The sequence below is a fragment of the Ferdinandcohnia salidurans genome, from assembly GCF_042680725.1.
Classification (GTDB): domain Bacteria; phylum Bacillota; class Bacilli; order Bacillales; family Bacillaceae_L; genus Ferdinandcohnia; species Ferdinandcohnia salidurans.
The window spans coordinates 26,023-49,925 of the sequence record NZ_JBHUEK010000024.1 but is presented as its reverse complement, the minus strand read 5'-3'; the positions used below and the strand labels follow the sequence as shown (position 1 = coordinate 49,925).

Below are 23,903 nucleotides of genomic sequence, written 5' to 3'. Positions count from 1 at the left end.
TTAATGTAAAATTTTTGAATATATATTATTTTTTTACATTCATGCAAGGCCAGTGGGTCAGGCCCTGCCTCTTCTAACATCGCAATACCACAAATGTAACAGTATTGAGTTGAATATTTATGACAAAGAAGAAGAACGGATTGCAAAAGGTGAAGAAATTCAACCATACGAAGAAAATGTGGTAAGATACGAACTGAGACTGAAAAACAGCCACCTGAATGGCATGAAAAGAAAAGATAAAGGAAAAAGCAGACCAAAGGAATTAAGGAGCTACTTTTCGTACCAGTTATGGAATGAGTACATGGAAAAGCACGTTCTACCAATTGTCCACCGAGGCGACTATTATAAGATCGCTAAAGCAGAAAAAAACATTGAAAACAGTCATTTCTCAAAAAAGAAAAAAGATGACCTTCGAGCATTCCTCGTCCAAATCTCCAATGGCAGTATTGATAAGCCTAAGAAACATATGTCTAAACCCACTTATCGAAAATACCCTTCGTGATCTTGAAAGTATCGGAATATCTCCCATTCTCATTCTAAAAAATCTCTCCACCCAAAACCACTCCACATTCCCAAGTTTCTTGAAAAATCCATTCAAACTTTGAATCGACAAAAAGTATTCCAAATGAAAAATCCCTTTTAGAGTTAGGTTCCGAACAAAATAGAAAAAATCTGTACCTAGGGATTCTTGCTGCTAAATCTAAAAATTGTTCATTGTTTCGGTACAATTAAATAAAATGTACAAGTCAGTTGGAATGGTACGGATTAGGAAGGAAGAAGTATTCTGAATATATGCATGAAGTTCATTACACCCACCCTTTTCAATCTAGGGTGGGATTCACATAAAAAATGTTAAAGAAGTATCCTTTACAACAGGACTTATTCGTGTAAAGGGAAAGAAGCATGTTCGTAACTTACGATATTTTGGTTAAGGTAAAGGATTGTATCATGCACAGTCCCAAAAATAATAAAAAGAAAGTTTAGAAAACTACCATACCAAGGAATTGAATAATAGAGAAAAGTGAATGTTATGGTAAAATTAAGGGAATAAATCATATAAAAAAGAAGGTAACAAAATGGAGTTTTTTAATGAGAAACTTTTGTTTATAGCTTTGTTTATTTTTATCATCCATTCGATAGAAACACTAGCTTATGCAGTGAGATTATCAGGAGCAAGAGTTAAGATGATAGCGTCAGCTTTATCACTCTTTAACATAATGGTGATCGTTTCAAGATTAGCGAACATGATGCAACAACCTTTCACTGGTAGTTTAATTGATACTGCTCCAAAAGAGAATGCTCTTGAGTTTGTAGAGATGCAATTTCGAATTCTTATTGGTGCATCTACAGTTGGAACAGTATTTGGGATTATTCTACTCCCTACATTTATAGCGTTATTTTCAAGAGCTATCATCCATTTGTCAGAAGAAAGAGGCTCTGTTCCTACCTTAATGAAAAGGATATTTTCTTTTCATTATATAAAACGTGGTATTACACATTTTAGTCTTCCAAAGTTTTCATATTTGCAGGATATGAAGGTAAAGGATATACCGATAAATCTATTTTTTGTAAATATGATTATAACGGCAATTTATACAATCGGCGTATTATCTGCACTATACGCTGCATTGTTAGCACCAGAAAGAGCCTCTACAGCAATTATGGCATCAGGATTAATAAATGGTATAGCAACAATACTTTTGGTTATCTTTGTAGACCCAAAATTATCAGTAATAGCTGACGATGTGGTTAATCAACGAGGAAGTTACAATAAACTAAAAAATATGTCGTTAATGATGGTTACTTCAAGGTTGTTTGGGACAATACTTGCTCAATTCTTTTTTATCTGGGGGGCAAAATACATAGCTTGGTTTACAAAATTCATAGTTTAAAAGTCTAATACAAATGAGTGCTAAACAATTAGAAAAAGAGCCTATGGTGGGCTCTTTTCTCTTTACCGACTGTATTTGCATTGAAAATCCATTAGAGATTGGCAAATTAAATCTTGGATTTTGTATTGAGGGTAGTATTCCTCACAGAATTTCTTGAATTCTTCATAAAGCTCTGTGTTCATTTTGAGGCTCTTATTTTCATACTTTGCTACTCTACTGTAAATCCTTTCATCAAGCATCAACAATTTATTGGATTGGTACATTTGGAGCAAACCTTTTAAAGTGTCAAAGTGTTCCTTGATAAAGGCTAGTTCGGCTGATTCATCCTTCTGTTCCACTTTTAACCGCTCGTCTTCTGATCTTACGAATGGGTAATACTGTTTGTCCGATTGGTGGTAAAAGTAATCTCCGGCCCTCATTTCTTTTGTAAATGTGCTGTATGGGATACCGAACATCTCAGCTACTTTCTTTAAATCATACTTTTGTAATAGAAGGTTCACTTCTTCTACTCTTTTTGATGGTTTCGTTGTAAAGAATGTGTCTTTGTCCATGTGAACAACTCCTTTCCTTTTATGAAGATATAGTATTATAGATAGAAAGAGTCTTATTATTCCAACGGGGAGGAAATGCAATGAAAGAAACCGAAAAGGAATTTGTTTTGCCTATTACAACCTATCTTAATCAAAAGATTGTTTTTGATTTGTTGGCGGTAATAGAGGATGGATTTGCACAAGTAACTAATCTAAACATCTCAACAACAAAAGGTAGCAAGACAACTGGTAGTGTTGATGGTGAAGGTGGATTTGGGCTTTATGGAGTAAAAACAAAAATTAAAGCTGCATTTGGAAAGGAAAATAATAGTAGGGATGAGAAGAGAGTGCTAATGAAGAAAGAGTACATACCCCAACGTCATTATTTTCAAAGTTAGTATCATTTTTGAATGAAAAAGAATTAATCAAGGATGTATTAAGCAGTGAGGATCTACAACAACTAAAAACAGGTAGTTTCGTAAGGTTCAATAGTGTTTTGGAAAAAAACCCATTAGTTTCATTATTGGATTCAGTTGAACAAATAGGTGTCATGGCAACGAGTTTTCAAGAAAAAAAGGGTAGTAAAAAGAATAACGATCAGGACATTCTTAAACAGATTAAGGTAATGAAGAAAGGCTTGGTGGAAAACGGTATTTTAGATTTAATTTGTACGATAAATACCTCTGAAAATTTAAAGGCCGTAATTCCTGTCTATATGGATTATTTTGTTCATAATAATTTAAATGAAATCATTGATGGGAATTATACAGTTATTGGAAAGGTCGTTAAGGTGGTTAATGACTCAGATGATAATATTAATCTATTCAGAAATACTGGATTCAATTTGTTCAAACAAAATACACTTGATGGCTTGTTTAGAACAATGAATAACGGAGTTGATGAACAACTTGACTTTCCAGATATTGAATCCAAAATCTCTGCACCTTCTTTGTTGGTAATACCTATAGCTGTTTATTCTTGATTCGTAATTCAAATTAAAGGTGAAATCCACTGCTCAAGAATATTTGCTATGGTTTGTCTACACCTAGCACTCTACGCATGTGGTATACGGAAACATAATCTAAACCTAACATAATAAACGATATCTAAATTAGTGGAAGTTTGAAACGAGTTCCGCCTCTTTTTTATAACAATTACTGTAAAGTACAACGATACTACTGAAAGAGTGGCTATTCTACTTTTGCTTGTAGTTTCACTAACAAAAGCAATGGAATTTCCATTTACTAATAATTTAAGTGCATATTGATGCATTGGGTGGTTAGCCGCTAAAATTCTCATGATATTGCTGTACCCTGAAACAAGTATGTGAATCAATATTTTTCTTGGCGTTACTGTGACGGTATATCATAAAAACGGTGGAAATACTATTTTGACTTTAAAATGTCATGAAAACACTTCTCATTAAAAGAGAAGTGTTTTTATTTTATGTGAAAAGCAGTAATATCTGCAAGAATAGACAGATTTTTAGAATCAGTTTACAGGTTTTATAATATTAAGCCACCTTATTTTTAAAACATTAGAAGGCGGCACTAATTTTCCACAAAACAAAAAGTTCGTCATTCACCGCCCCGATTTTCTCCTACGCCATTTTACAAATAAAAAAATCGCAACCACACACAAAATAAGTAAGATCACCTTCATAGATTGTTCAATCCAAGTGAAAACGAGCTGCCATTGGTTACCGAATATATAACCGATTCCGATGAATAGAGATACCCATAAAACGGAACCTGTATAAGCATAAAGTGCAAAAGTTCGAAATGGTACCCGAATAATTCCTGCAAAATAGCTGTTGAACTGTCTGACACCTGGCAAGAAGAAACCAAATAATAGCATTTTGTTGCCATATTTCTCATAGGTTTTTCGTGTTTTCTTAATATGCTTTGGCTTCAGAAACAACCATTTCCCGTATTTTTCGATTAGTGTCATCCCAAACTTGTTCCCGATCCAATAGGTAGTTGTTATACCTACCAAGGAACCAGAGTATGCGGCAGTAAGAGCTGGCAGAAGATGAAGAACATGCTTGTACGATAAATAACCGGTGTATGCAAGTGTTGAGTTGCCAGGTGGAATCGGAGAAGCAATTAATTCTAAAGGTAGGCCGATTAGCAACACGAAATATCCATATTGAGCAAACAAGCGTTCTACAATTCCCATAATCCTTCCTCATTCCTGACTATGCACGAGTCTAATCAATCCGATAAAATTAGCGTTTGTTAACAACAAAACTTTATACGTGAACGACGTCAAAATCGAGATTTTGTTATGGATAAAATGGTACTATTGTCATGAAGTGCCCATAAAAAGAAAATAGAGGTGTTGTTATGAAAGAAATCCTCACTAAATATATGGCTAAATATACATCGCTAACTGAAGCTGAGCAACAAGCTATCCTTGACGCTTTAATGATAGAGAAGTTTGAAAAGGGGAGCTATCTGATTAAACAGGGAGATTCTCCAACGGAGAGATGTTACTTTGTATTGAAAGGGTGTGTCAGACAATATCAAATGGATCAGGATGGAAAAGAGGTGACTACCCATTTTTTTACGGAAGAACAAGCTATTTTGTTATTCAATATGGAAGAACCAGAACAATTATCCAAATTTTCATTAACATGTCTAGAAGAGAGTCTATTGGTTGTGGGTGATGTACTATCTGAACAAGAAATGTATAAGCAATATACGGAGCTTGAAACCATGACTCGGCGCATGATGGAAACCTACCTTGCCCAGGCGCATAATGAATACGCAACATTTATTCGATCTTCTCCAGAAGAACGCTATAAAAATATCATCCAACATCGACCAGACCTTCTCACACGTGTGCCTCAACATCAATTGGCAAGCTACCTCGGTATGACACCAGAGTCCTTAAGTAAAATTAAAAAGCGAATTCAATCATAAACTATCCCATTTCACATACTTCATAACTTAACCTCCAGTCACAGTGACGCCCCGAAACGGCCCGAAGTTTTGTCGAGAGTTTATATGATAAACTTCAATCAACTTTCAAAACTTGTTTTCACTTCTTCCTCACCGGAATCCAAACCTCACTATCCGCGTAATCTTCTTTGTCTTTATCCATCTTTGTGAACGAAAATGAAGGGAAATTGATGACTTCTTAATCGGAAGAGGGAAGCCATTTTAGAATAGGTTTTTACCATGGTATTTTTGTCTTGCTTTTTTTGGGAAAATAGCAACTCGTGTGGAATTTTAAAGTTGCTGATTAATGAGTTGTTGGAGCTTTCTCTCATGCTGGGCAGTTTTGTTTAATAAAAAGTCTACTGTTTCTTTGTTTTCTGTCAACTCAACACGCATTCCTTCTTGTTTCTTACCTAGCCTGTCCAGTCGCTCATCTACACGGGCAAAACCTAAATTCATTTCTGTGTGCATATTGTCCATCTTGGATTCTAGATCGAGTTTTTAACTTTCCAACTTATCGTCTATTTTCTCAGAAAAAAGTTTGAATGCATGCAAGATTTCTTTTAGCATTGTTTCCTGTTCCATCTTAATTCACCTCCCTCTAAATAAATAGTATAAATGATATTTTCGAGCAATGGAAGGTGATTTTAATAGTATCATTCTACTCATAACGGAAACCATTCTTTAGAACTGATTCTCTTCGTTATTATTTTAAAAAGCCACATTGCTTTATTTCTACTTAAAAAAATCTGTAAAGCGCTTACGTATAATGTATAGTTAGTTTAGGTACGATGGTTAACATCTGACCCTTAATGGGAGATGAGAGGGGAATTATAATTGGGTAGAATTATTTTAACTTCGGAAAGTGGCGCGGATTTACCTTTAGAATGGACAAGCAAACACTCTGTTCAAGTGGTTCCGATGCACGTTATCATGGATGAAAAGGATTATTTAGATGGGGCGTTGCCGGTAGAGGATATATATGATTATTATGAGCGAACCAAGAAAATCCCCTCCACAACTGCAACAAATGTTTATGAATATGAGGAATTCTTTAAACAGATAAAAACGAACTTTCCCGATTGTGTCATTATTCATATAGGTTATACGTCTAAGGCATCTTCTTCCTTCCAAAATGCCATTATTGCAACGGAAGAGTTAAATGATATTTTTCTAATTGATGCATTGAACGTTACGGGAGGACTAGCTGCTATTGTGATGTATGCAGTAGATGTAATAGCAAAAGAACCTACGATTGATCCTGAACAGTTAGTCAAAAAAATCGAAGCGATCGTCCCGAAATCCAGACTGGCTTTTGTTCCTGGCAGTCTAGAGTTTTTAAAAGCGGGTGGAAGAGTCAGTAACCTTGCTTATCTCGGAGGAGCTTTGTTGAAAATTAAGCCATGTATTGAATTAATAGATGGAAAACTCACATCTACTAAAAAGTATCGCGGGAATATGAGTACCGTCACGGAAAAACTGATCCAAGATTATTTAAATCAATACGACATTGATAAAGGTCAAATTTTTTTAGTATACTCCCTTGGCCTAGATGAAAAGATTAAGGAAAGAATGACCGATGTCGCAAAAGAACATGGATTTGAACATATCAGTTGGATACAGGCCGGCGCCATGATTTCCACCCATGCTGGACCAGGCGGATTTGGAATTGCGGGCTTGGAAAGATAGAATAAAGTCACAGTGACACCCCGAAGTTTGTCGAAGGTTAATTAATCGGATGGGTGGCCCCCACCTCCCTACAGAAGAGAGGTGGGGAAAATGATAAAAAGCAATATCTATAGCATTTCAATTAATTTTCAGTTAGTTTTCACTTCTTCCTCACCGGAATCCAAACCTCACTATACGCGTAACCTTCTTTGTCTTTATCCATCTTTGTGAACGAAAACGCAGGGACATTGATGACTTCGTAATCGGAAGAGGGAAGCCATTCTGAATAGGTTTTGGCCATGGTTTCTTGTAAAGTAGAAGGAAATGGTCCTTCATTTGGGAAGATTGCCCATGTACATGCTTCGACTGGCACTTTGTCTAATCTGTCACTTACTTGATTTTCAGTAGTTAACACACCGATCATGTGGGTTAGATCTCCCTCTTCTTTTAAGAAATTCTCGTCCGCGTTATAGGATGCATTCACAATTTCATAAGGTTCTATATTTTGAAGGGCATGCATTTCTGCTTTTTGTTCCTCAGTTATGCTTTTAGCTAGTTTTACAATCTCGTTATTTACCCCTTCAAATTGCATAGGTACTCGTTTACTTACACCGACTAGATTAAATGCAGGTTTGTCTTCAATTCTAAACTCCATGGAAGTTCCTCCTTTTACTGTAATGACGAATGAAAGCTTGGGAAACGACTTGCTTATCCCTGTTTTGATGACATCTGAGGGTAAAAAGCCACTCCATTTTTTAAAGGCTCGCGTAAAGCCGTCTACTGACTGATACATATATTTGAAAGCGACATCCGTTACTTTTTTTCCGTTCAATAAATCCTTATTGGCCTCTGACAATCTTCTGTTTTTGATATATTCACTAAGCGTCAATCCTGACATGTAAAAGAAGATCTTTCTGAAGTGATAGTCGGAAACCCCCGCATATTCAGAAATGCTTTCAAGAGTTAGGTCTTCTGTTAGACTATCTTCTATATAATCGATCACCTGGTTTAACTCCTTTAACAAGTTATCCCTCCTTGTCATGTCTATATCATAGCAAAGCAGCTTTATTCCTACTCGACATTTTTAACATGAAATATATCGAATCGAACGTGTATACAAAATATTGGAGGATTATAAAAGAATTTGTCGAAATAGATTACTAATTATGTAAGATTTATACATATTGTGAGGGGATAAGTATGTATGACTATTTAGACAGATTTAAATTATGTTATCATGGCACAACAAGTAACCATGCACATCATATTGTTGATGCAGGAATTGATGTTAATAAGGGGTATAAAGCAGTGGACTTTGGGCAAGGATTTTATACAACAAGTTCATTTGAACAGGCAAAAAAACATGCCCAAAAGCTTTGGAAGGATGCTAAAAATAACTCAATTTCACCAGCTGTTGTTAGACTTGAACTAGATGTGATAAATTTAAAAAAATCAATAAAAAATCACCAGCTTTCTAGCGGAATATTTGAAGTTGACAATGACGATTTTTATTATTTTGTGTATAATTGTCGTAAAGAAGGCCTCAATGATGATGTTTATCATGACCATGATATTGTGGCCGGTCCACTAGCTGACGGAAAACCGAATACATCAGTAAAAAGGCTTAGCCGTGGCTACTATGAGTGGGAGGATTTTATTAGAGATCTCAAGCCTCATGGACCAAATATGGATCAATTGTCTTTTCACACCGTACGTTCTCTTCAATACATTATTAAGAAGGAGGTTCGTGAACTGTGAATAACAAACCAGGAAATATATCTAATTTTGATAGCGCAGATATTGAATACTTTTTAGAAGTGTATGATCGTCTGCTAAAAAGATTTGATAGTGATATTGCGAAAGAAATTCTATCACAGTCATCATTAATAAATCGTCTTAAAGAAGACGCTGAACATGTACATCATCAAGATCCAGAATACTGGGTAGATCTCTCGATAGAGCAGTACGTTACTAACAACAAACTTAATATGAGTACTTTTGTACGCTGATATTCTAAAGATACCTTACTTAATGAAACCTCCCTAGTTACTATTAGGGAGGTTATATTGATTCTAGGTCACAGTGACGCCCCGAAATGCCTCGAAATTTGTCGAATGACTTCTAATCGGAAGAGAGAAGCCATTCTTAGGTTTTTGCCAAGTTGTCTTGTATTGTAGATGGGAAGATACAGCGCTTGATCCAATTCTTTCATTAGTTTTTGCATGTTTGGGAGACATTGATGTATAGATGTGTTGTTCAATGAAAATAAAAGGTAAAAAGATTACGAAAAGGAATGAAAGAAATGGCAACTAAAAAAATGAAATCCGATTGGGCAGAAGCCAAAAAACGTTGTCGGTTGAATCAGGCGGATATTCAGATGGCAAAAGAATTAGGCATGACACCAAAAAGCTTACTAAAAAATATTCCCGCTCCTAATCAACAATGGAAAGCACCAGTGAAAGAATGGATTCGAGATTTATATGAAAAAAAGTTTGGGAGGGTGCTTGGGTAAAGATGGAGCCGCATAAAAAAGAATTGACGGTAAATGAAAAATTAGCGATTTTAAGGGCCGCTGATGAAATAATTGGACAAGGAGGTAGATCACTCCTAGCTAAAATCTTAAAAGGATCACGTGAAAAAAAGGTTCTGGCACTAGATTTGGACCAATGTCCCGTTTATGGTTATTTCAAATCAGAAACAATAGCTGATATTTTGGAAAAAGTAGATTGGATGATTGATTACGACTTTTTGGATATAGAGTACTCTGGAAAGCTCCCAATCATTGTCTATACGAAACGCGGCTGGACTATTGAGTCCAATCAACGAGCGGATGAATTTTTGCAGGAGTGGGGTAGGTGGATAGAAGAGGAAAAGCCTCTACCAGATATGGAGTATTTAAAAGACCGTAATCGAGAAATGATATTTTTATTTTTAGATAGGATAAAAGAGACTGGGGATCCCAAATATATTCCTTTCCTCCAAGCCTGGGAAAAAATAGATTATAAAAAAGTAAGAGCAGAGATTCAAGTAACGATAAAGGCCATTGAATCAAATAATTCGGTCGAACACGCTACTGTACAAAATAGAAAAGTAGAAATTCAAAAAGCATTAATTGGTTCTGCACCGCAAGACTTAAATCTAAAATGCTGGGATTGTGGCGGTCGTTTTACGTTTACGGTTGGGGAACAACAATTCTATAAGCAAAAAGGCTTTGATTTTCCAAAACGATGTGAAGAATGCAGGGATACTCGAAGGTTTGGAGATTTCGTGGATTATTAGGTCACAGTGACGCCCCGAAGTTTGTCGAGGGTTTATAGGATGAAAATAGAAATTCCAATTATAAAAGGCATGGTTCTTTTTCAGAAACCATGCCTCAACTATTATGCCTGAAGTTTACGTTTTCTTATGACAAGTAGCGATCCACCCGCAACTAATAAGATAAATCCTGCTAGTAGCAAGTTATAGATATTGGTTGCTGTAACGGGTAGAGTGTCACCATTCTGCTTTGGTTGTTTATCAGTCTGGTCGTTATTTACGTCTTCAGCATGCTGTTCATTTTGATCTTTGTTTGGTTCGTTATTAGTTTGATCTTGATTATCGCTCTCTGGTTTTTCAGGTAGCTCTGGTTGTTGCTCCTCATCCATTGGTTGTTCGGGTTGCTCAGTTGGTGGCTCCTCAGGATCATTTTCATCCTCTGAGTCTGAACCAGCTGCTTGTTTTGTGAAGGACCAAATGTCAGACACTGTTTTTCCAGTATGATCGTCTTCAACAACCACATACCATGAGTAGAGGTTTCCGTTTGCTAGGCCTTTCCAAATGGTTTCCGCGATTTCGCCACTTTCTACGTCCTCATCTTTGCCGATTTCTGTATCGCTATACACATTTACAGAGAAATAATCGGTCGCAACTTGTTTTTCAACGGCGCTTAAGTCCAGGTTAATGATGAACTCATCTTTTTCAGGATGGGCATCGGTATCATAGTAGTTATAGTCATCTAAATAAGGTGAATACGTATTTACGATAATGCGATGATTGTCCTGATCAAAATGCAAGAGTCTCATGTAGCCTTGGCCACCTTCAGGGCCAGCCTGATAATCGGCAAGCATTTGATACACGGTACGATCTGGTGTGCCGTCGCCGTTATCATCAATTTCATCAATTAAGGTTTGCGCTTCATGATAATGTCCACTCAATACCGCGATGACATTTTCATTTGGAACGACAATCTCGTTATAAAGCTTTTCACCTAGTGGATGTCTTGTTCCAGTTGCAAGTAAGTACTCATGGAAGTTTAGTATCGCCATTTGATCAGGGTGAGCAGCAAGGACGTCATTTACCCATTGAATTCCTTCATCAGTTACACCCCAACCTAGGTACATCATAATATAGTCATTCCCGCCGGCCGATATTAAATCATAATGCCCACGGTTGTTCAGGTAGGAACCGCCATAATAAGGTTTGTTCTCAAAACGATTCTCACCAAAGTAACGATAATAATCAGTGTAATCATTGTTCACTTGATTCACGTCATGATTACCAGCTAGGACGCCATATGGAATATTGTGCTGGTCTAAAACGCCCATATATTGGTCGGCGTAATTCCACTGGCTTTCGTCTGTCGAGACGTTCACTAAATCTCCAGTATGGAAGATATACTCAATCTTCATTTCGTCTTGATTTTCGGCAATCCATTGTGTTTGACGATCAAAGATATGTGGGAAGCTTTCAGTGTAAAATTGAGTATCTGACATCCATACAAACGAATAGTCATACTCGTCCGGTGTGCTTGGGATTTCATCCTGCACGAGAACATTAATTTTACTGTCTTTTACAAATGTATGAACCTCAACATTTCCTGACAGTTCAAAATCTTCTTCTCCAGCAATGCGATAATCGATTAACTCCCAATCACCCTTTTCATGATTCCACGCGTACATGGAAACCTTTCGTCCTTCTAGTGACTTTCCTTTCCAGTTGAGTTCGACAATGTCATTTTCATCAACAGAAGAATCAACCTTTACATCAAAGCGATGATAAGGAAATTGAGTGTGTGAATTGTTCGTTAAATATTGTCCATCCTGCTGTGCAACAAGGGCAATATCTTCTTCCGTAAAGACTTGTTCTCCTGCTGGAACCTGTGTTTGAGGTGGTTCCGTATCAGAAGCGTTTTTATAGCCTCTAATATGCTCAGTTTGACTCACATCATATTTGTAGCCTTGATAGAATGTAACATCGACTTTATCGTTCGTCGGATCTGTGACTTTTACTTTTAAAACCGGGTCACCATTAACGATTGCTCCATCTGCAGGTGAAGAAGCTTCAGGCATTTCAGGATTTTCATTCACAACTGAGAAGTGAACAATGTGTTCTGTTTGATTTCCAACTTTATCAACCGCAGTCATGATTAGTTTGTGTTCTCCAGGTGCTAATTTGGAGGATGCTGTTTCATATGGAAGTGAAATAACCTCACCATCAAGGGTGGTTACGAATGATTCAACACCCGCAATTTCATCGAATGCACTTCCTTCAATTTTAAACGCACCTTTATACTTTTTGTCTTCAATAAGATTTGTTTCAATCGTTGGAGCGGAATTATCCACAATCACCTTTCGTTCAAGGGTTTCATCAGCATCTTGAACGGTGATCAGATGTTCTCCATCCGATACGGTCGTTGTGTCCCATTTCACGGTTTTAGAGAGTGCGTGATTGTTCGTGATTGTAAAATGAAAATCAACGAATGGGTTACCATCATTCATTTTTAATACTTGATCTGGATTGTTGTAGGTTGGGTCTGTTAATACAGTTCCATCCGAGAGCACAAGGCGGACATTTTTTAAGTCATAATCATCGCGATTTTCACTAGATTCTAAGTCAAACGGTGACGCTTTGTTTCCGGAGCGAACCGTGATGGTATTATTTCCTAGAGTTAAGCGATTAGGCTCAATCGGAATACTAAAGGTTTTCCACTGAGTCAACCAATCTTTATCCATTAGGTAGAGCACTTCTTCTCCCATCGTCACCGCATTTTGGAAGTACGTATTCAAGCCATTTACATCTAATGCAAAATACGCAGTTCGCTCCACAGAATGATACGTATCGCTCGTAAGCTCTGTGCCATCTACCATTAGCGAGACGTTGTCAGGTGCATCATCAGCAGATGTTCCTTTAAGAATCACATCGCCAGTCACGATGTCGTCTTCTTTTACATTCAGACGAAGACTCGATTGATCATGGTCGGTTGTAATGTCGACACGATACGTATCACTTGTTTTTTCATTCCTTCCATCTGAAGCGACAAAGTAATAGTCGACAAAGTCTTTCCCAATTAACTCAGGAGAGTAGATGGTTGAATGAAATAAACCACTCGTAGAATCCTGTTGTAAAATTTTCATTTGGTATTCATCTTGGTCCGAAATTTTATAGAAAAGGCGGACCGATTTCACTTCTTGGTCATCGAGTACATTGGCGGCAATTTCAATATTATCTTTTTCCGCTATTTCAGTAACCTCTGTTTGATTGTCAATCACAGGTGCAATTGTATCTACAGGAATTTGCACAGCTTCTCGTGGAACTTGGTGTGCCTCAACGCTTCCAGGAGTTGCATCTTTGATTTCAAGTTTGATTTGCTGTGTCGTCTGATCGGTTGGATACCCGTAGACAATTCCTTTGTCAGCGTAAGTATCATCCACATTCGGTACATCATTATAATAGGCAAGTGCCACTTCTTTATGAGCATTCGTACCGATCACAATCCCACGCATACTGCCATTCGCCATACCGCCTGTATAAATGCGAACGATATTCTCATTTTCTACTAAATTAGAACCATAGTTTTGGTTAAAATCCGCTACAGTTGAATCGCCATTTTGGTCATTGATGATCCAAAAAACGAGTGTTTTTCCGGCTGGTATGGTGACATCTTCCGGAACCGATGGCCATACAACATCTGTACCTGGGTCCGTGCCGTAGCGGTAGTAAATTTTATAATCTTTAAAATTAATATCTTGATTACTATTATTATAGATTTCAATAAACTCATATCCGTCAGCTGAACCAACATTTGTGGTGTCTGGAACAACTTCTGTAACTAATAAATGTGGGAGCGTACTATAATCAATATCAATCTGTTTCACGTTGATACTGTATTCGCTCGTTTTCTCAGCCTGAACCCCATCTGATGCTTCAATATAATAGATGAGATCTGACGTTACACTCGCAGCTGGAATCTCAGCTGAGTATGTGCTCGTGTTCTCCACACTTGGGTTCATTGAGATGGCTGTGAAATTCTCGGCATCCTTTTCTTTATAATGGAGAGTAACCAATGGGATTGCTAGGTTATCCGTTACGTGTGCCTCAATTTTGACGGGTGTATAGGCATCAACCTTGTCTACCTGAGTATGCTCAATCACAGGTGCTTCCGTATCCGTTGGAATTTCTGGGAGTTGCACAGGAACAGCGGGTGCCTGTTTATCCGTAATCACACCTGGTGATGGAGGGGCCATTCCCTGTAATTTTTTCATTACGGTCCCTTGGTCAGGATACTTGTATTGGATAACAGCGCCAGTATTGTCATTGTCACTTCCTAAATAACTCGCGGAAATAACCTCTGCTCCTTGTAGGTCTTTTAAAACCAATGCACGATTGCCGCCGTTCGCAAAGCCAGGAAATGCATCAGTAAACTCGACGACTTGTTCATTTGTTAGCTCAGTACCAAATTGAGCGTTAAAGTCTTCTAATGGTTTATTGCCGTTATTAAACCAGAAAACTAGTTTTTCCTGTGGCTCAATCGTTGTAGCAGGGATTTGGAAAGGGAGCTCTTTTCCTGTATCCGTATAATGATAAATAAATGAATAATTTGTTAACACCTGCGGCTGGTTTGTATTGTTATAGAGCTCAAAGTACTCATAATAATCTGTGCCGCCACCCTCAGAATTTGGAGAAATCTCCGTAATCAAAATAGGTGGAAGTGAATCATAATCAGGCTCCACGATACCTTCGATTGCCACGTCAAAACCATCTTTTTCAGGAAACGTAACCCGATGATTTGTGTCCGTTACTTCGATGTAATAACGTAATGTTTCATTTGTTAACGATTCTTTAGGAATGGTAGCTTGATAGATTTGGCCATCCATTTGCGTCATAGACAACTTCTTAAACTCACCATCCGGTTCCGTTTGATAATAAACAGAAGCTAAAGAATCTTGATGATCGTCAGTAATGGTTGCTGAGATGACAAGGTCTTCTTTTGCACTCGCAGTTGTGATTTGTTCATGAGTAATAATGGGTGCTTGGTTTTCTTCCGCTACAACTTCTTGTTGGGGAACCTGCTCAGCAACAATGGTACCTGGCGTTGGTTGAGCTTTTGTTTCAAGCTTTTCCATCTCCACGCCGGTTACTGGGTATTGGTATTGAACAACTAGTCCATCTCCAATGTCATCTTTTAAGTAATTGGCGACGAGTAGGTCATTTCCAGCATGGTCTTTAATCACGACTGCTCGATTTCCACTATTGTAAAAATTAGGTGGTCCACCAAATTCGACTACATGGTCTTCAGTTAAACTTGTTTGATATCTTTGATTAAAATCAGCAAGTGTTTTCTGCTTTGAATTATGCCAAAACACCATACTTTCTTTTGGTGCTAATGTGGTTGGGGCAAATTGCATATCCACATCGGGTGTGCCACTTACATCTGTATAGCGCAGACTAAACGTGTAGTGGTCCAATACAATCGGTTGATTCGTGTTATTGTAGACCTCAAAATATTCATAATCGTCAGCCCCTAAATTATTAGGCATGATTTCAGTAATCAAAAGAGGCGGGAGTTGTTGATAATCAATCGGTTCCTCTACTTGCTCAATTGTTTGTTCAGTTTCATTACCAGTTGTGTTCTCATCTGGTTGTTCAGGAATAGAAGTTTGTTCCACTTCCTCTTTGTTGGATGTAGAAGTAGGTTCACTTACTTCTGCTTCCGAGTTTTCTTGCGTTTCTTCTTCGCTAGGCTGACTATCCGTTTCTGTAGTTGGAGAAGCAGGGGCTTCCGTCATTTCAGTGTCAGCTTGGTTTTCGTTCGGGAGAGCTTCTTCAGGGAGAGCAGGGGAATCTTGTACATCAGACTCCTTGTTTCCTGAATCTGAAATGGAATCTTCTTGTTTTTGGACTTGATTTTCTGGTTGAACTTGTGAAATAGGAATTTGTGAAGCTTCTTCTGCCATAGCTGACGGAACGGCTAATCCTAAATTCGATACGAGAATAGCTACTGTGGTTGTTACGGCTAACCCTTTTTTTAGATTTGCTTTTTTCCTCATAATGCCTCCTTAAAAATGTAAAGATTTTATGTATTCCACTACAGACTAACGACAAAGTATTGATTTCATTTATCCGAAATGTAAAAAACATGTAAATATTACGAATTTCGGCAAAAGTTGTCATGTGGCTGTCATATTCTGTCCTTGAATATAAAACTCCACTATTTGGAAAGGTAAGGAAAAACAATCAAAGGAGATTTACCTATCGTGAATATACAATCTGGTCAATCAACAAAGGAAACCGTTGCTACACTTATGCTAAAGCAGCTTGAGATGTGGGGAGTTAAAAGGATCTATGGGGTTGTCGGCGATGCCATTATTGGGTTAATGGATGAACTTGCAAAGCAAAATACCATCCAATTTATTGCGGTGAAACATGAATCGGTTGCCGCCATGATGGCTTCAGCTGAGGCGAAGTTAACAGGGAGGCTTGGTGTTTGTCTTGCAACGATGGGACCTGGTTTAGGAAACCTACTCAATGGTCTTGGCGATGCTTATATGGATAAAGCACCTGTACTCGCAATTACTGGACAAGCTCCGACACAAAAAATCGGGACTGACTACAAGCAGTATCTTGATCAACAAGAATTAATCAAACCACTCGCAGAATATACGACCTTGCTTGCGCACCCAGATGCGATTATCGATGTGTTAACAAAAGCGATGAAAACATCACTTGATAAGGGTGCAGTTACTCATCTATCGATTCCTAAAGATCTTTTTGAGATGAATTCAACTGCAAAAGTTCAGAGAGAACCAAAAATGATACAGACTACCACATCTATAGAAGAAAAAGAAATCACAGAAGTTGTGGAAGTAATGAAAACCGCAAAAAAACCAATGATTTTAGCTGGCCTAGGAGCAATACAGGCTGTAAATGAAATAGAGAAATTAGCAGAACTTTGGGGAGCAGGTATCCTTGTAAGCCTAGGTGCAAAAGGGGTCTTTCATCAATCCTGTACGAACTTTTTAGGAGGAATTGGACAAGGCGGAAACCCTCATGCTAAAGAGCTTTTTCAGGAGTCAGATGTTGTTTTATTAGTAGGGAACTTATGGTGGCCGGAAGGATATGTGCCAAAGCAGGCTAAATTGATTCAAATTGATGTTGAGAATGAGAATATCGGGAAAGGTATACCTGTTAAGTTAGGTATTGTAGGTTCAGCTGAAATGCTGGTCCCATTGTTAACGAAAAGTCTTCATAGCGTTTCACAAAATCAAACATGGGTAACAAACATCCAGAAGATAAAAGAAACGTGGGACACACAAAACGAGCAAGAAGGCTTACAATCTTCCCAACCGCTCCATCCATCAAGAATCGTTAGAGCCATTGAAAATACTGTTCAAGACGATGCGATTATTACTCTAGATACGGGGGATGTAACCGTTTGGTTCAATCGCAATTTCCGCTCAACTAATCAACAAATCATCTTTTCAGGAGAGTGGCGAACAATGGGATTTGGTTTGCCTGCCGCTCTTGCAGCCAAACTGTGCTTTCCAGAGAAGCAAGTGGTTGCTGTAGTTGGAGATGGCGGGATCGAGATGACTTTAGCCGATTTATTAACGGCTATCCGATATAACTTAAATATCACAGTCATCATATTCAATAATCATGCGTTACAAATGGAACGCGATAAAATGATAGCCAGCGGAAGCATTCAAAAGGATGTGGACTTAACGAATCCTGACTTTGTAAAAATTGCCGAAGCTTGCTCATGGAAAGGATATTTAATCACAGATGAGAGTGAATTAGAGGATACCCTTGAAAAAGCACTTTTACATAATGGGCCAGCATTGATAGAGGTTGATACTGCACCAATTTTTCACCCGGAAACAAAAGGCTGACCGTGGAAAGCTAGTGTCCCGCCCCCAATCGTTAATGGGGGTGGGACACTTAACTGGAAATGATTCGATAGTTTACTAGAATAATATTTTAGTATAAAATAATTGTAGAGCATTGTTGCTTAATCTTTATCTAGAGCGGGGGACCCAAATTCTTCATGCGGGATTTTTTCCGCTATTGGTGAATTCTTAAATAGAAGGGGCTTATTGTTTCCCATAGTCCTAACCTGAAAGCTAACCTCGTAAGCAATCGAGAGGAAACAGTATGGTAGAATAGTGAATCGGCAACAGCCGGTTTTTTATTACCTTATCTTTCTATATGTTTTCCTTACCTAAGTAATCAGAATCAAATTATTAAGAAGGTGGGGTAATTTATGAAAAAATTCAAGTTAAGTTTGGCTAGTCAAATTTTGATTGGTCTTATTTTAGGTATTATCGTTGGTGGCATTTTCTATGGAAGTGAAACTGCCCAAAGTGTCCTGCAGCCATTCGGAGATCTTTTCTTACGATTAATTAAAATGATTGTCGTGCCGATCGTTCTTTCAAGTATTATCGTTGCGATAGCTGGTGTTGGTGATTTAAAATCAGTCGGCAAGTTAGGTGCTAAATCCCTAACATATTTTATTGGAATGACCTTGGTTGCGATTGCAATCGGCCTTATTTCTGCAAATTTATTCCAACCTGGTGCTGGACTAGTTATGGACCAGTTAGAGCAAAGTGATATCTCAGGTTATGTAGAAACATCAGAAGCGCAAGAAGGAAAATCCATAACCGATACACTACTTCATATTGTTCCTACAAATCCGCTTCAAGCGATGGTTGAAGGAGATATGCTAGCAACTATTTTCTTTGCAGTTGTTTTCGGTCTTGGAATTGCAGCTATAGGTGAAAAAGGAAAACCGGTTTTACGTTTCTTTGAGGGTATGGCAAATGCGATGTTTTATGTGACAAATTTATTTATGAAATATGCCCCGATCGGTGTATTTGCATTAATTGGTGTAACTATTTCAAAATATGGATTTGAATCACTTATTCCATTAGCCAAGTTAGCCGTTACTGTTTATGGAACAATGATTTTCTTTGTAGTAGTTATTTTAGGCCTATTGGCTAAATTTATCGGTTTAAATATATTTAAATTATTGAAGATGATTAAGGAAGAGTTAATCCTTGCTTTTTCAACATCCAGCTCGGAAACCGTACTTCCGAGGATTATGGATAAAATGGAACAGGCAGGAAGTCCAAAGCATATAGCGACTTTCGTTATACCAACAGGTTATTCTTTTAACTTGGATGGGTCTGTTCTATATCAAGCTATAGCGTCTTTATTTATCGCCCAAATGTATGGTATTCACTTAAGCATTGGGGAACAAATCATGCTAATGTTAATATTGATGGTAACATCCAAAGGTATGGCTGGAGTTCCAGGGGTATCCTTCGTAGTGTTATTAGCTACGTTCAGTACAATGGGTTTACCAGCTGAAGGATTGGCATTCATTGCTGGTATTGACCGTATTCTAGATATGGGACGTACCGCGGTTAACGTAGTAGGTAACTCGTTGGCAGCACTAGTTATAGCTAAATGGGAAGGTCAATATAACCCTCCAACTAAAGTTGAAGCTGTTCAACAAGCATCGTAAATATGTGATATTAGTAAGCACATTCCATCAAATAGGAATGTGCTTGTTTTAGGTTTGGGACAAGGGACCTGTCCCTGTGTCCCTAAAAGGCAAATACGTGGTTGCCTATTGTGGTTGAAACGGTACGACTTCTTAGATAGGAGCTCGATGTTTTATCAGGGTTGTAAAAGAATAATGCGCCATTTGTTGGATCTTCACCACTTAGTGCACGTTTTGCAGCTTCTCTATGTTGGTCGTTAGGAGTTGCTGTATGTAACGCACCATTTTCTGCTGGTGTAAATTGATAGTAACCGTAGCTTTTTTCAAACAAGACATCTTTAATAGTATTAGGGAATAAGGGACTATTTACACGATTCACAATTACAGCTCCAACGGCAATCTGTCCTTCTAAAGATTCACCTCTCGCTTCACTGTGTATCATTTTCGCAAGCCATTCGACTTCTTCCTTGTTCACTACTTTCTGTTGTTCAGCGGCGAATGCTGTTCCGCTTTGAACCGGAGCCGGTGTACTTGTAACACCAGAAGGAATCGTCAACGATTGTCCAATCTGCAAACTATCTGAAGAAAGATTATTCGCCTTTTTGATCCCATCCACAGTAGTGCCGTTACGTGTGGCAATGCTATATAACGTATCACCGGAAACAACCTGATGTGTAGATTTATTGTTTTGTGTAGGAGTAAACGCTCCGTCAGAAGGAATCGTCAACGTTTGTCCAATCTGCAACATATCCGAAGAAAGATTATTCGCGCTTTTTATCCCATCCACGGTAGTGCCGTTCCTTGTTGCAATGCTATATAACGTATCACCGGAAACAACCTGATGTGTAGTTGTATTGGTTTGAGTAGGAGCGGACGCACCGCCAGAAGGAATCGTTAACGTTTGTCCAATCTGCAAAATATCCGAAGAAAGATTATTCGCCTTTTTGATCCCATCAACGGAAGTGCCGTTCCTTGTTGCAATGCTATATAACGTATCACCGGAAACAACCTGATAAGTAGTTACATTGGTTTGAGCCGGAATGGCAGTAATGCCAACAGGAATTGTCAATGTTTGTCCAATCTGTAGAGAATCCGAATAAAGATTATTCGCGTTCTTAATTGCATCCACACTTGTTCCATTAGCTTGAGCAATGCTATATAGTGTATCACCCGCTACTACAGTATGGCATAAAGACTTCGTTTGTGGCTTCTTTCCAGTTGCTTCAGCTGCAGAGGCTTGAGTTGCAGGCAAGGTTCCAAGACCTAAGGCGGATAGTAACACTCTGCCTGCCATAATCTTAACGGTTTTAACCTTCAATGCAGGAAATATTCTTTTTACGAAATTAACAGCTTTTCTTTCCATATCAGACTCTTCCACTGGGGATGAGATTCCTAACTCAGCAGAGTACTCGGTTAAGTTTTCATCAAGGTATAAGATTACTTCAAATCCGTCTTTCGTTTCGTTTAGTTTATATCGTGAAAAACTTTCCACCTATTTCACCATCCATTTGTCCTTTTCTACCCTTTACTATCCCCAAGTTCTATCTTTTTACAAATTTAAATCGTGTAATTGGTGAGGAAATAAGAGCAGTGTGATGTTATAAGAACGGATTGAATGCATGAGAATGTCGAAATGTGCTATTTTAATACATAATGATTCTTAGATCGTCTATATTCAAGGGGGCAGCATGAAGAGGGTACGTATGATTTATAGCTTATTACTTATATTTTTTATAACTGCTTTAGGTTTTACCATTTACTTTTATGAACAGGTGCAAACGATTAATCAAGAAATGGAAGAGGTTTATTCCCCAGAAGCATCTTTACCAAAGTATCATTTTGTATTAATAGTGGAGGAGATGGAACATGAGTATTGGCAATTAATTGGTGAAGGAGCAAAGACTGCTGGACAAAAGTATGGTGTAGTAGTGGAGTATATTGGGCCTGAAAGATCAAATACAGAAGAGCAATTGAAACTCTTTGACAAAGCAATTAAATCAAAAGTGGATGGTATTATCGTCCAAGGCCTTAACGAACATTTTACCGACATGATAAACAAAGCGGAGCGTCAAAACATTCCAGTTGTAACGATTGATACGGACTCTCCCGAAAGTATGCGGCATGCTTACATTGGATCAGATAATTACATGGCTGGCCAATTAGCAGGGAAAGCGTTGGTTGAAGATACTAATGGCGTAGCGAATGTCGGTATCATCACAGGTAGTTTGGACAATCCTCATCACCTAGAACGTGTAGAGGGATTTAAAGATGTTGTGGAGCAAGTAGAAGGCATAGAAATTGTAGCGGTTGAAGAGTCAAAGATTACCAGGGTAGAGGTAGAAGAAAAGGCGTACAACATATTAACGGAACATGAAAATATTACTGCCTTTTTTGGAACGAGTTCCTACAATGGGATTGGAATTGTGTCTGCAGCTAATTCTTTACAAAAGGAAAATGATATGTATGTCATTACTTTTGATACAATCGATGAAAATATGGATTTATTAGAGAACGGGGAAATTGAAGCAATTGTGGAACAGCATCCTTTTGAAATGGGATATTTAAGTGTAGAACGAATGGTAGACATTATGAATGGCAAACAGTTTAAAGAAATTACTCATACCAATTCATCCATTATTAATAAATCTACTTTGGATTTTGAAAAAGAAACAACGGTGGTTCCTTATGATAAAAATTAGAACAAAATTACTGATTTATTTTACAACCATCTTACTTTTAATTGTAATTTTGTTTGTTGTTCGTGAGCAGAGTAATCAAAGCATTATGGAACTTCATAATGAGAATGATGAGTATTTGTTTCTATTAAACGAAATTGCGAAAAAGACAAATCAAACATTTGAAACGTTACAAATATACGTATACGAACCGCTACCTGAGAACCTAATTGATTATCAAGAAAGTAAGGAGCAACTCGTAGAACTGCAACAAAGGTTTAAGGATATGGAAAAGGAAAGTATAACGAAAAAAAATTATGTGAATATCATGACCAGTTTTCTAGAACAAACCGATAAGACAGTCATTGCAGTAGAAAAGAAAGATATTGAGGCCTACTCATTATTTATTAGTGAGGCGAATAAAACATCCACCTATATACATGAAGAAACACTTAGTTTGATAAACAATGAGCTAAGCAATTACCAAGCAATAGCTAAGTTATTAGATGAAAAGATTACTTATATGAAAAAGATGGCGATATCGATTCTAATTGTCATTATCCTATTAAGTATCTTATTTGCATTATGGTTTTCCAATGGGATAACTAGCACCATAGAAAGACTTTCTCTAGCAGCTAAAGAAATATCTGCTAGACGCTTTATGGGAGAGGATGTTGTTGTTTCGACAAAGGACGAACTTTGGTTTTTAACAAAGACGTTTAATGAAATGAAGAGGAATATTCTTGAATCAATGAGTGAGATAGAAGAAAAGGCTAAGATGGGGCAATTACTAAAGGAAATGGAATTAAAAAGCTTACAAAACCAAATTAATCCCCACTTTCTTTTTAATACATTAAACACCATTTCTAAAACATCTCTCATCGAAGGAGCGGAGAGAACAAGTGAACTCATTTCTTCAATCTCGACGTTACTCCGATATAATATAAGTAGTCTTGATCGTAAAACAATATTGAAAGATGAAGTTAAAATTGTAAAAGAATATTTTTTCATTCAAAAGACGCGGTTTGGAGATCGAGTGGATTTTATCGAAAACATTGATCCAAATTGCCTTGCAATTCCAATACCTTGTCTTACGCTTCAACCGATTGTGGAAAACGCATTTATTCATGGAATTGAGGATATGGCGGAGGGAGCCAAGATTGAATTACATATTTATGAAGAAGATAATCTGGTGTGCATAGAAGTTAAGGACAATGGGGTAGGAATGGATGAAGCGACACTACAAAGCTTGATGGATCCAAACGACAGCAACGAAGTAACTATGATAAAAGAAGGTACTGGTCATTCAACTGGAATTGGCATGAGAAATGTAATTAACCGTCTTGCGTTGTTTAAAAAAGAGAGTAAAGTTGAGGTGTTTCAAGTATAGGAGAAGGGACTACAGTACGAATTATATTAGTCAAAACGTAAAGAAG

Annotated in this window: 19 protein-coding genes, 1 pseudogene and 1 riboswitch; of the genes and pseudogenes, 14 read left to right on the top strand and 6 right to left on the bottom strand. The window is 37.7% G+C overall.

The features are described from left to right. The first annotated feature begins 109 nt into the window (after window positions 1-109). Together ACFSFW_RS14605 and ACFSFW_RS14600 are read left to right on the top strand one after the other, a co-directional pair. A complete protein-coding gene (locus ACFSFW_RS14605; protein WP_388039323.1) occupies window positions 110-502 on the top strand; it encodes a hypothetical protein in 393 nt (130 codons plus the stop codon). A 574-nt stretch (window positions 503-1,076) separates the two neighbouring features. Further along, the gene (locus ACFSFW_RS14600) at window positions 1,077-1,892 is read left to right on the top strand and encodes a lipid II flippase Amj family protein (protein ID WP_388039321.1); all 816 of its coding nucleotides are present in this window, start codon (window positions 1,077-1,079) and stop codon (window positions 1,890-1,892) included. Window positions 1,893-1,954: 62 nt separating this feature from the next. On the opposite strand, the gene ACFSFW_RS14595 is transcribed toward ACFSFW_RS14600, so the two are convergent. Beyond that, window positions 1,955-2,443: a hypothetical protein gene (locus tag ACFSFW_RS14595; RefSeq protein ID WP_388039320.1), complete on the bottom strand. Its 489-nt coding sequence runs from the start codon at window positions 2,441-2,443 to the stop codon at window positions 1,955-1,957. Between the two features lie 80 nt (window positions 2,444-2,523). Here ACFSFW_RS14595 and ACFSFW_RS14590 point away from each other — a divergent pair, with 80 nt between their 5' ends. Together ACFSFW_RS14590 and ACFSFW_RS14585 are read left to right on the top strand one after the other, a co-directional pair. Beyond that, the gene (locus ACFSFW_RS14590) at window positions 2,524-2,820 is read left to right on the top strand and encodes a DUF6414 family protein (RefSeq protein WP_388039318.1); all 297 of its coding nucleotides are present in this window, start codon (window positions 2,524-2,526) and stop codon (window positions 2,818-2,820) included. Between the two features lie 5 nt (window positions 2,821-2,825). Next, window positions 2,826-3,404: pseudogene (locus ACFSFW_RS14585) on the top strand (DUF6414 family protein); the annotation flags it as partial. A gap of 599 nt (window positions 3,405-4,003) precedes the next feature. On the opposite strand, the gene ACFSFW_RS14580 reads toward ACFSFW_RS14585, so the two are convergent. After that, window positions 4,004-4,600, bottom strand: coding sequence for a DedA family protein (locus ACFSFW_RS14580; protein ID WP_388039314.1), 597 nt, complete (start codon window positions 4,598-4,600; stop codon window positions 4,004-4,006). 167 nt (window positions 4,601-4,767) lie between these two features. Between ACFSFW_RS14580 and ACFSFW_RS14575 the strand changes: the two genes are divergently transcribed. After that, entirely contained in the window at window positions 4,768-5,346 is a 579-nt protein-coding gene (locus ACFSFW_RS14575; protein ID WP_388039312.1) for a Crp/Fnr family transcriptional regulator, read from the top strand. A 309-nt stretch (window positions 5,347-5,655) separates the two neighbouring features. On the opposite strand, the gene ACFSFW_RS14570 is transcribed toward ACFSFW_RS14575, so the two are convergent. Continuing rightward, complete coding sequence (locus ACFSFW_RS14570; RefSeq protein WP_388039310.1) at window positions 5,656-5,835, bottom strand: hypothetical protein; 180 nt, start codon at window positions 5,833-5,835, stop codon at window positions 5,656-5,658. Between the two features lie 366 nt (window positions 5,836-6,201). Between ACFSFW_RS14570 and ACFSFW_RS14565 the strand changes: the two genes are divergently transcribed. Beyond that, window positions 6,202-7,053 (top strand): DegV family protein, encoded by an 852-nt coding sequence (locus ACFSFW_RS14565; protein WP_388039308.1) that lies wholly within the window; start codon window positions 6,202-6,204, stop codon window positions 7,051-7,053. Between the two features lie 139 nt (window positions 7,054-7,192). On the opposite strand, the gene ACFSFW_RS14560 is transcribed toward ACFSFW_RS14565, so the two are convergent. Further along, the gene (locus ACFSFW_RS14560; RefSeq protein WP_388039306.1) at window positions 7,193-8,056 is read right to left on the bottom strand and encodes an AraC family transcriptional regulator; all 864 of its coding nucleotides are present in this window, start codon (window positions 8,054-8,056) and stop codon (window positions 7,193-7,195) included. Window positions 8,057-8,232: 176 nt separating this feature from the next. Here ACFSFW_RS14560 and ACFSFW_RS14555 point away from each other — a divergent pair, with 176 nt between their 5' ends. The 4 genes from ACFSFW_RS14555 (at window position 8,233) to ACFSFW_RS14540 (ending at window position 10,311) form a co-directional block, all read left to right on the top strand. Then, a complete protein-coding gene (locus ACFSFW_RS14555) occupies window positions 8,233-8,790 on the top strand; it encodes a DUF3990 domain-containing protein (protein WP_388039304.1) in 558 nt (185 codons plus the stop codon). Next, a complete protein-coding gene (locus ACFSFW_RS14550) occupies window positions 8,787-9,041 on the top strand; it encodes a hypothetical protein (RefSeq protein WP_388039302.1) in 255 nt (84 codons plus the stop codon). The genes ACFSFW_RS14555 and ACFSFW_RS14550 overlap by 4 nt, the downstream gene beginning before the upstream one ends. A 293-nt stretch (window positions 9,042-9,334) precedes the next feature. Then, window positions 9,335-9,544, top strand: coding sequence for a hypothetical protein (locus ACFSFW_RS14545; RefSeq protein ID WP_388039301.1), 210 nt, complete (start codon window positions 9,335-9,337; stop codon window positions 9,542-9,544). 2 nt (window positions 9,545-9,546) lie between these two features. Continuing rightward, the gene (locus ACFSFW_RS14540; RefSeq protein ID WP_388039299.1) at window positions 9,547-10,311 is read left to right on the top strand and encodes an RQC-minor-1 family DNA-binding protein; all 765 of its coding nucleotides are present in this window, start codon (window positions 9,547-9,549) and stop codon (window positions 10,309-10,311) included. A 101-nt stretch (window positions 10,312-10,412) separates the two neighbouring features. Here ACFSFW_RS14540 and ACFSFW_RS14535 read toward each other — a convergent pair whose 3' ends face one another. Beyond that, entirely contained in the window at window positions 10,413-16,337 is a 5,925-nt protein-coding gene (locus ACFSFW_RS14535; protein ID WP_388039297.1) for a lamin tail domain-containing protein, read from the bottom strand. Window positions 16,338-16,544: 207 nt separating this feature from the next. Between ACFSFW_RS14535 and ACFSFW_RS14530 the strand changes: the two genes are divergently transcribed. After that, a complete protein-coding gene (locus tag ACFSFW_RS14530) occupies window positions 16,545-18,179 on the top strand; it encodes a thiamine pyrophosphate-binding protein (protein ID WP_388039295.1) in 1,635 nt (544 codons plus the stop codon). A 106-nt stretch (window positions 18,180-18,285) separates the two neighbouring features. Further along, a riboswitch (cyclic di-AMP (ydaO/yuaA leader) is annotated at window positions 18,286-18,440 on the top strand. Between the two features lie 110 nt (window positions 18,441-18,550). Then, on the top strand, window positions 18,551-19,813 hold the full coding sequence (locus ACFSFW_RS14525) for a cation:dicarboxylate symporter family transporter (protein ID WP_388039293.1): 1,263 nt from the start codon (window positions 18,551-18,553) through the stop codon (window positions 19,811-19,813). 82 nt (window positions 19,814-19,895) lie between these two features. Here ACFSFW_RS14525 and ACFSFW_RS14520 read toward each other — a convergent pair whose 3' ends face one another. Then, window positions 19,896-21,284, bottom strand: a complete 1,389-nt coding sequence (locus ACFSFW_RS14520) for a LysM peptidoglycan-binding domain-containing protein (protein WP_388039291.1) — start codon at window positions 21,282-21,284, stop codon at window positions 19,896-19,898. A 196-nt stretch (window positions 21,285-21,480) separates the two neighbouring features. On the opposite strand from ACFSFW_RS14520, the gene ACFSFW_RS14515 reads away from it, so the two are divergent. Both ACFSFW_RS14515 and ACFSFW_RS14510 read left to right on the top strand, forming a co-directional pair. Beyond that, window positions 21,481-22,491 (top strand): sugar-binding protein, encoded by a 1,011-nt coding sequence (locus ACFSFW_RS14515; RefSeq protein WP_388039289.1) that lies wholly within the window; start codon window positions 21,481-21,483, stop codon window positions 22,489-22,491. Continuing rightward, window positions 22,478-23,857 carry a sensor histidine kinase gene (locus ACFSFW_RS14510; RefSeq protein ID WP_388039287.1) on the top strand — a complete coding sequence of 460 codons (1,380 nt, stop codon included), beginning with the start codon at window positions 22,478-22,480 and terminating at the stop codon, window positions 23,855-23,857. The genes ACFSFW_RS14515 and ACFSFW_RS14510 overlap by 14 nt, the downstream gene beginning before the upstream one ends. The last annotated feature ends 46 nt before the right edge of the window (window positions 23,858-23,903 follow it).

What these genes read in the sequence shown, in the direction of transcription:
- ACFSFW_RS14510 (WP_388039287.1), top strand. Translation starts at nt 22,478, where the DNA reads ATGATAAAAATTAGAACAAAATTACTGATTTATTTTACAACCATCTTA.
- ACFSFW_RS14595 (WP_388039320.1), bottom strand. Translation starts at nt 2,443, where the DNA reads ATGGACAAAGACACATTCTTTACAACGAAACCATCAAAAAGAGTAGAA.
- ACFSFW_RS14600 (WP_388039321.1), top strand. Translation starts at nt 1,077, where the DNA reads ATGGAGTTTTTTAATGAGAAACTTTTGTTTATAGCTTTGTTTATTTTT.
- ACFSFW_RS14575 (WP_388039312.1), top strand. Translation starts at nt 4,768, where the DNA reads ATGAAAGAAATCCTCACTAAATATATGGCTAAATATACATCGCTAACT.
- ACFSFW_RS14545 (WP_388039301.1), top strand. Translation starts at nt 9,335, where the DNA reads ATGGCAACTAAAAAAATGAAATCCGATTGGGCAGAAGCCAAAAAACGT.
- ACFSFW_RS14515 (WP_388039289.1), top strand. Translation starts at nt 21,481, where the DNA reads ATGAAGAGGGTACGTATGATTTATAGCTTATTACTTATATTTTTTATA.
- ACFSFW_RS14570 (WP_388039310.1), bottom strand. Translation starts at nt 5,835, where the DNA reads ATGCACACAGAAATGAATTTAGGTTTTGCCCGTGTAGATGAGCGACTG.
- ACFSFW_RS14525 (WP_388039293.1), top strand. Translation starts at nt 18,551, where the DNA reads ATGAAAAAATTCAAGTTAAGTTTGGCTAGTCAAATTTTGATTGGTCTT.
- ACFSFW_RS14580 (WP_388039314.1), bottom strand. Translation starts at nt 4,600, where the DNA reads ATGGGAATTGTAGAACGCTTGTTTGCTCAATATGGATATTTCGTGTTG.
- ACFSFW_RS14590 (WP_388039318.1), top strand. Translation starts at nt 2,524, where the DNA reads ATGAAAGAAACCGAAAAGGAATTTGTTTTGCCTATTACAACCTATCTT.
- ACFSFW_RS14540 (WP_388039299.1), top strand. Translation starts at nt 9,547, where the DNA reads ATGGAGCCGCATAAAAAAGAATTGACGGTAAATGAAAAATTAGCGATT.
- ACFSFW_RS14555 (WP_388039304.1), top strand. Translation starts at nt 8,233, where the DNA reads ATGTATGACTATTTAGACAGATTTAAATTATGTTATCATGGCACAACA.
- ACFSFW_RS14535 (WP_388039297.1), bottom strand. Translation starts at nt 16,337, where the DNA reads ATGAGGAAAAAAGCAAATCTAAAAAAAGGGTTAGCCGTAACAACCACA.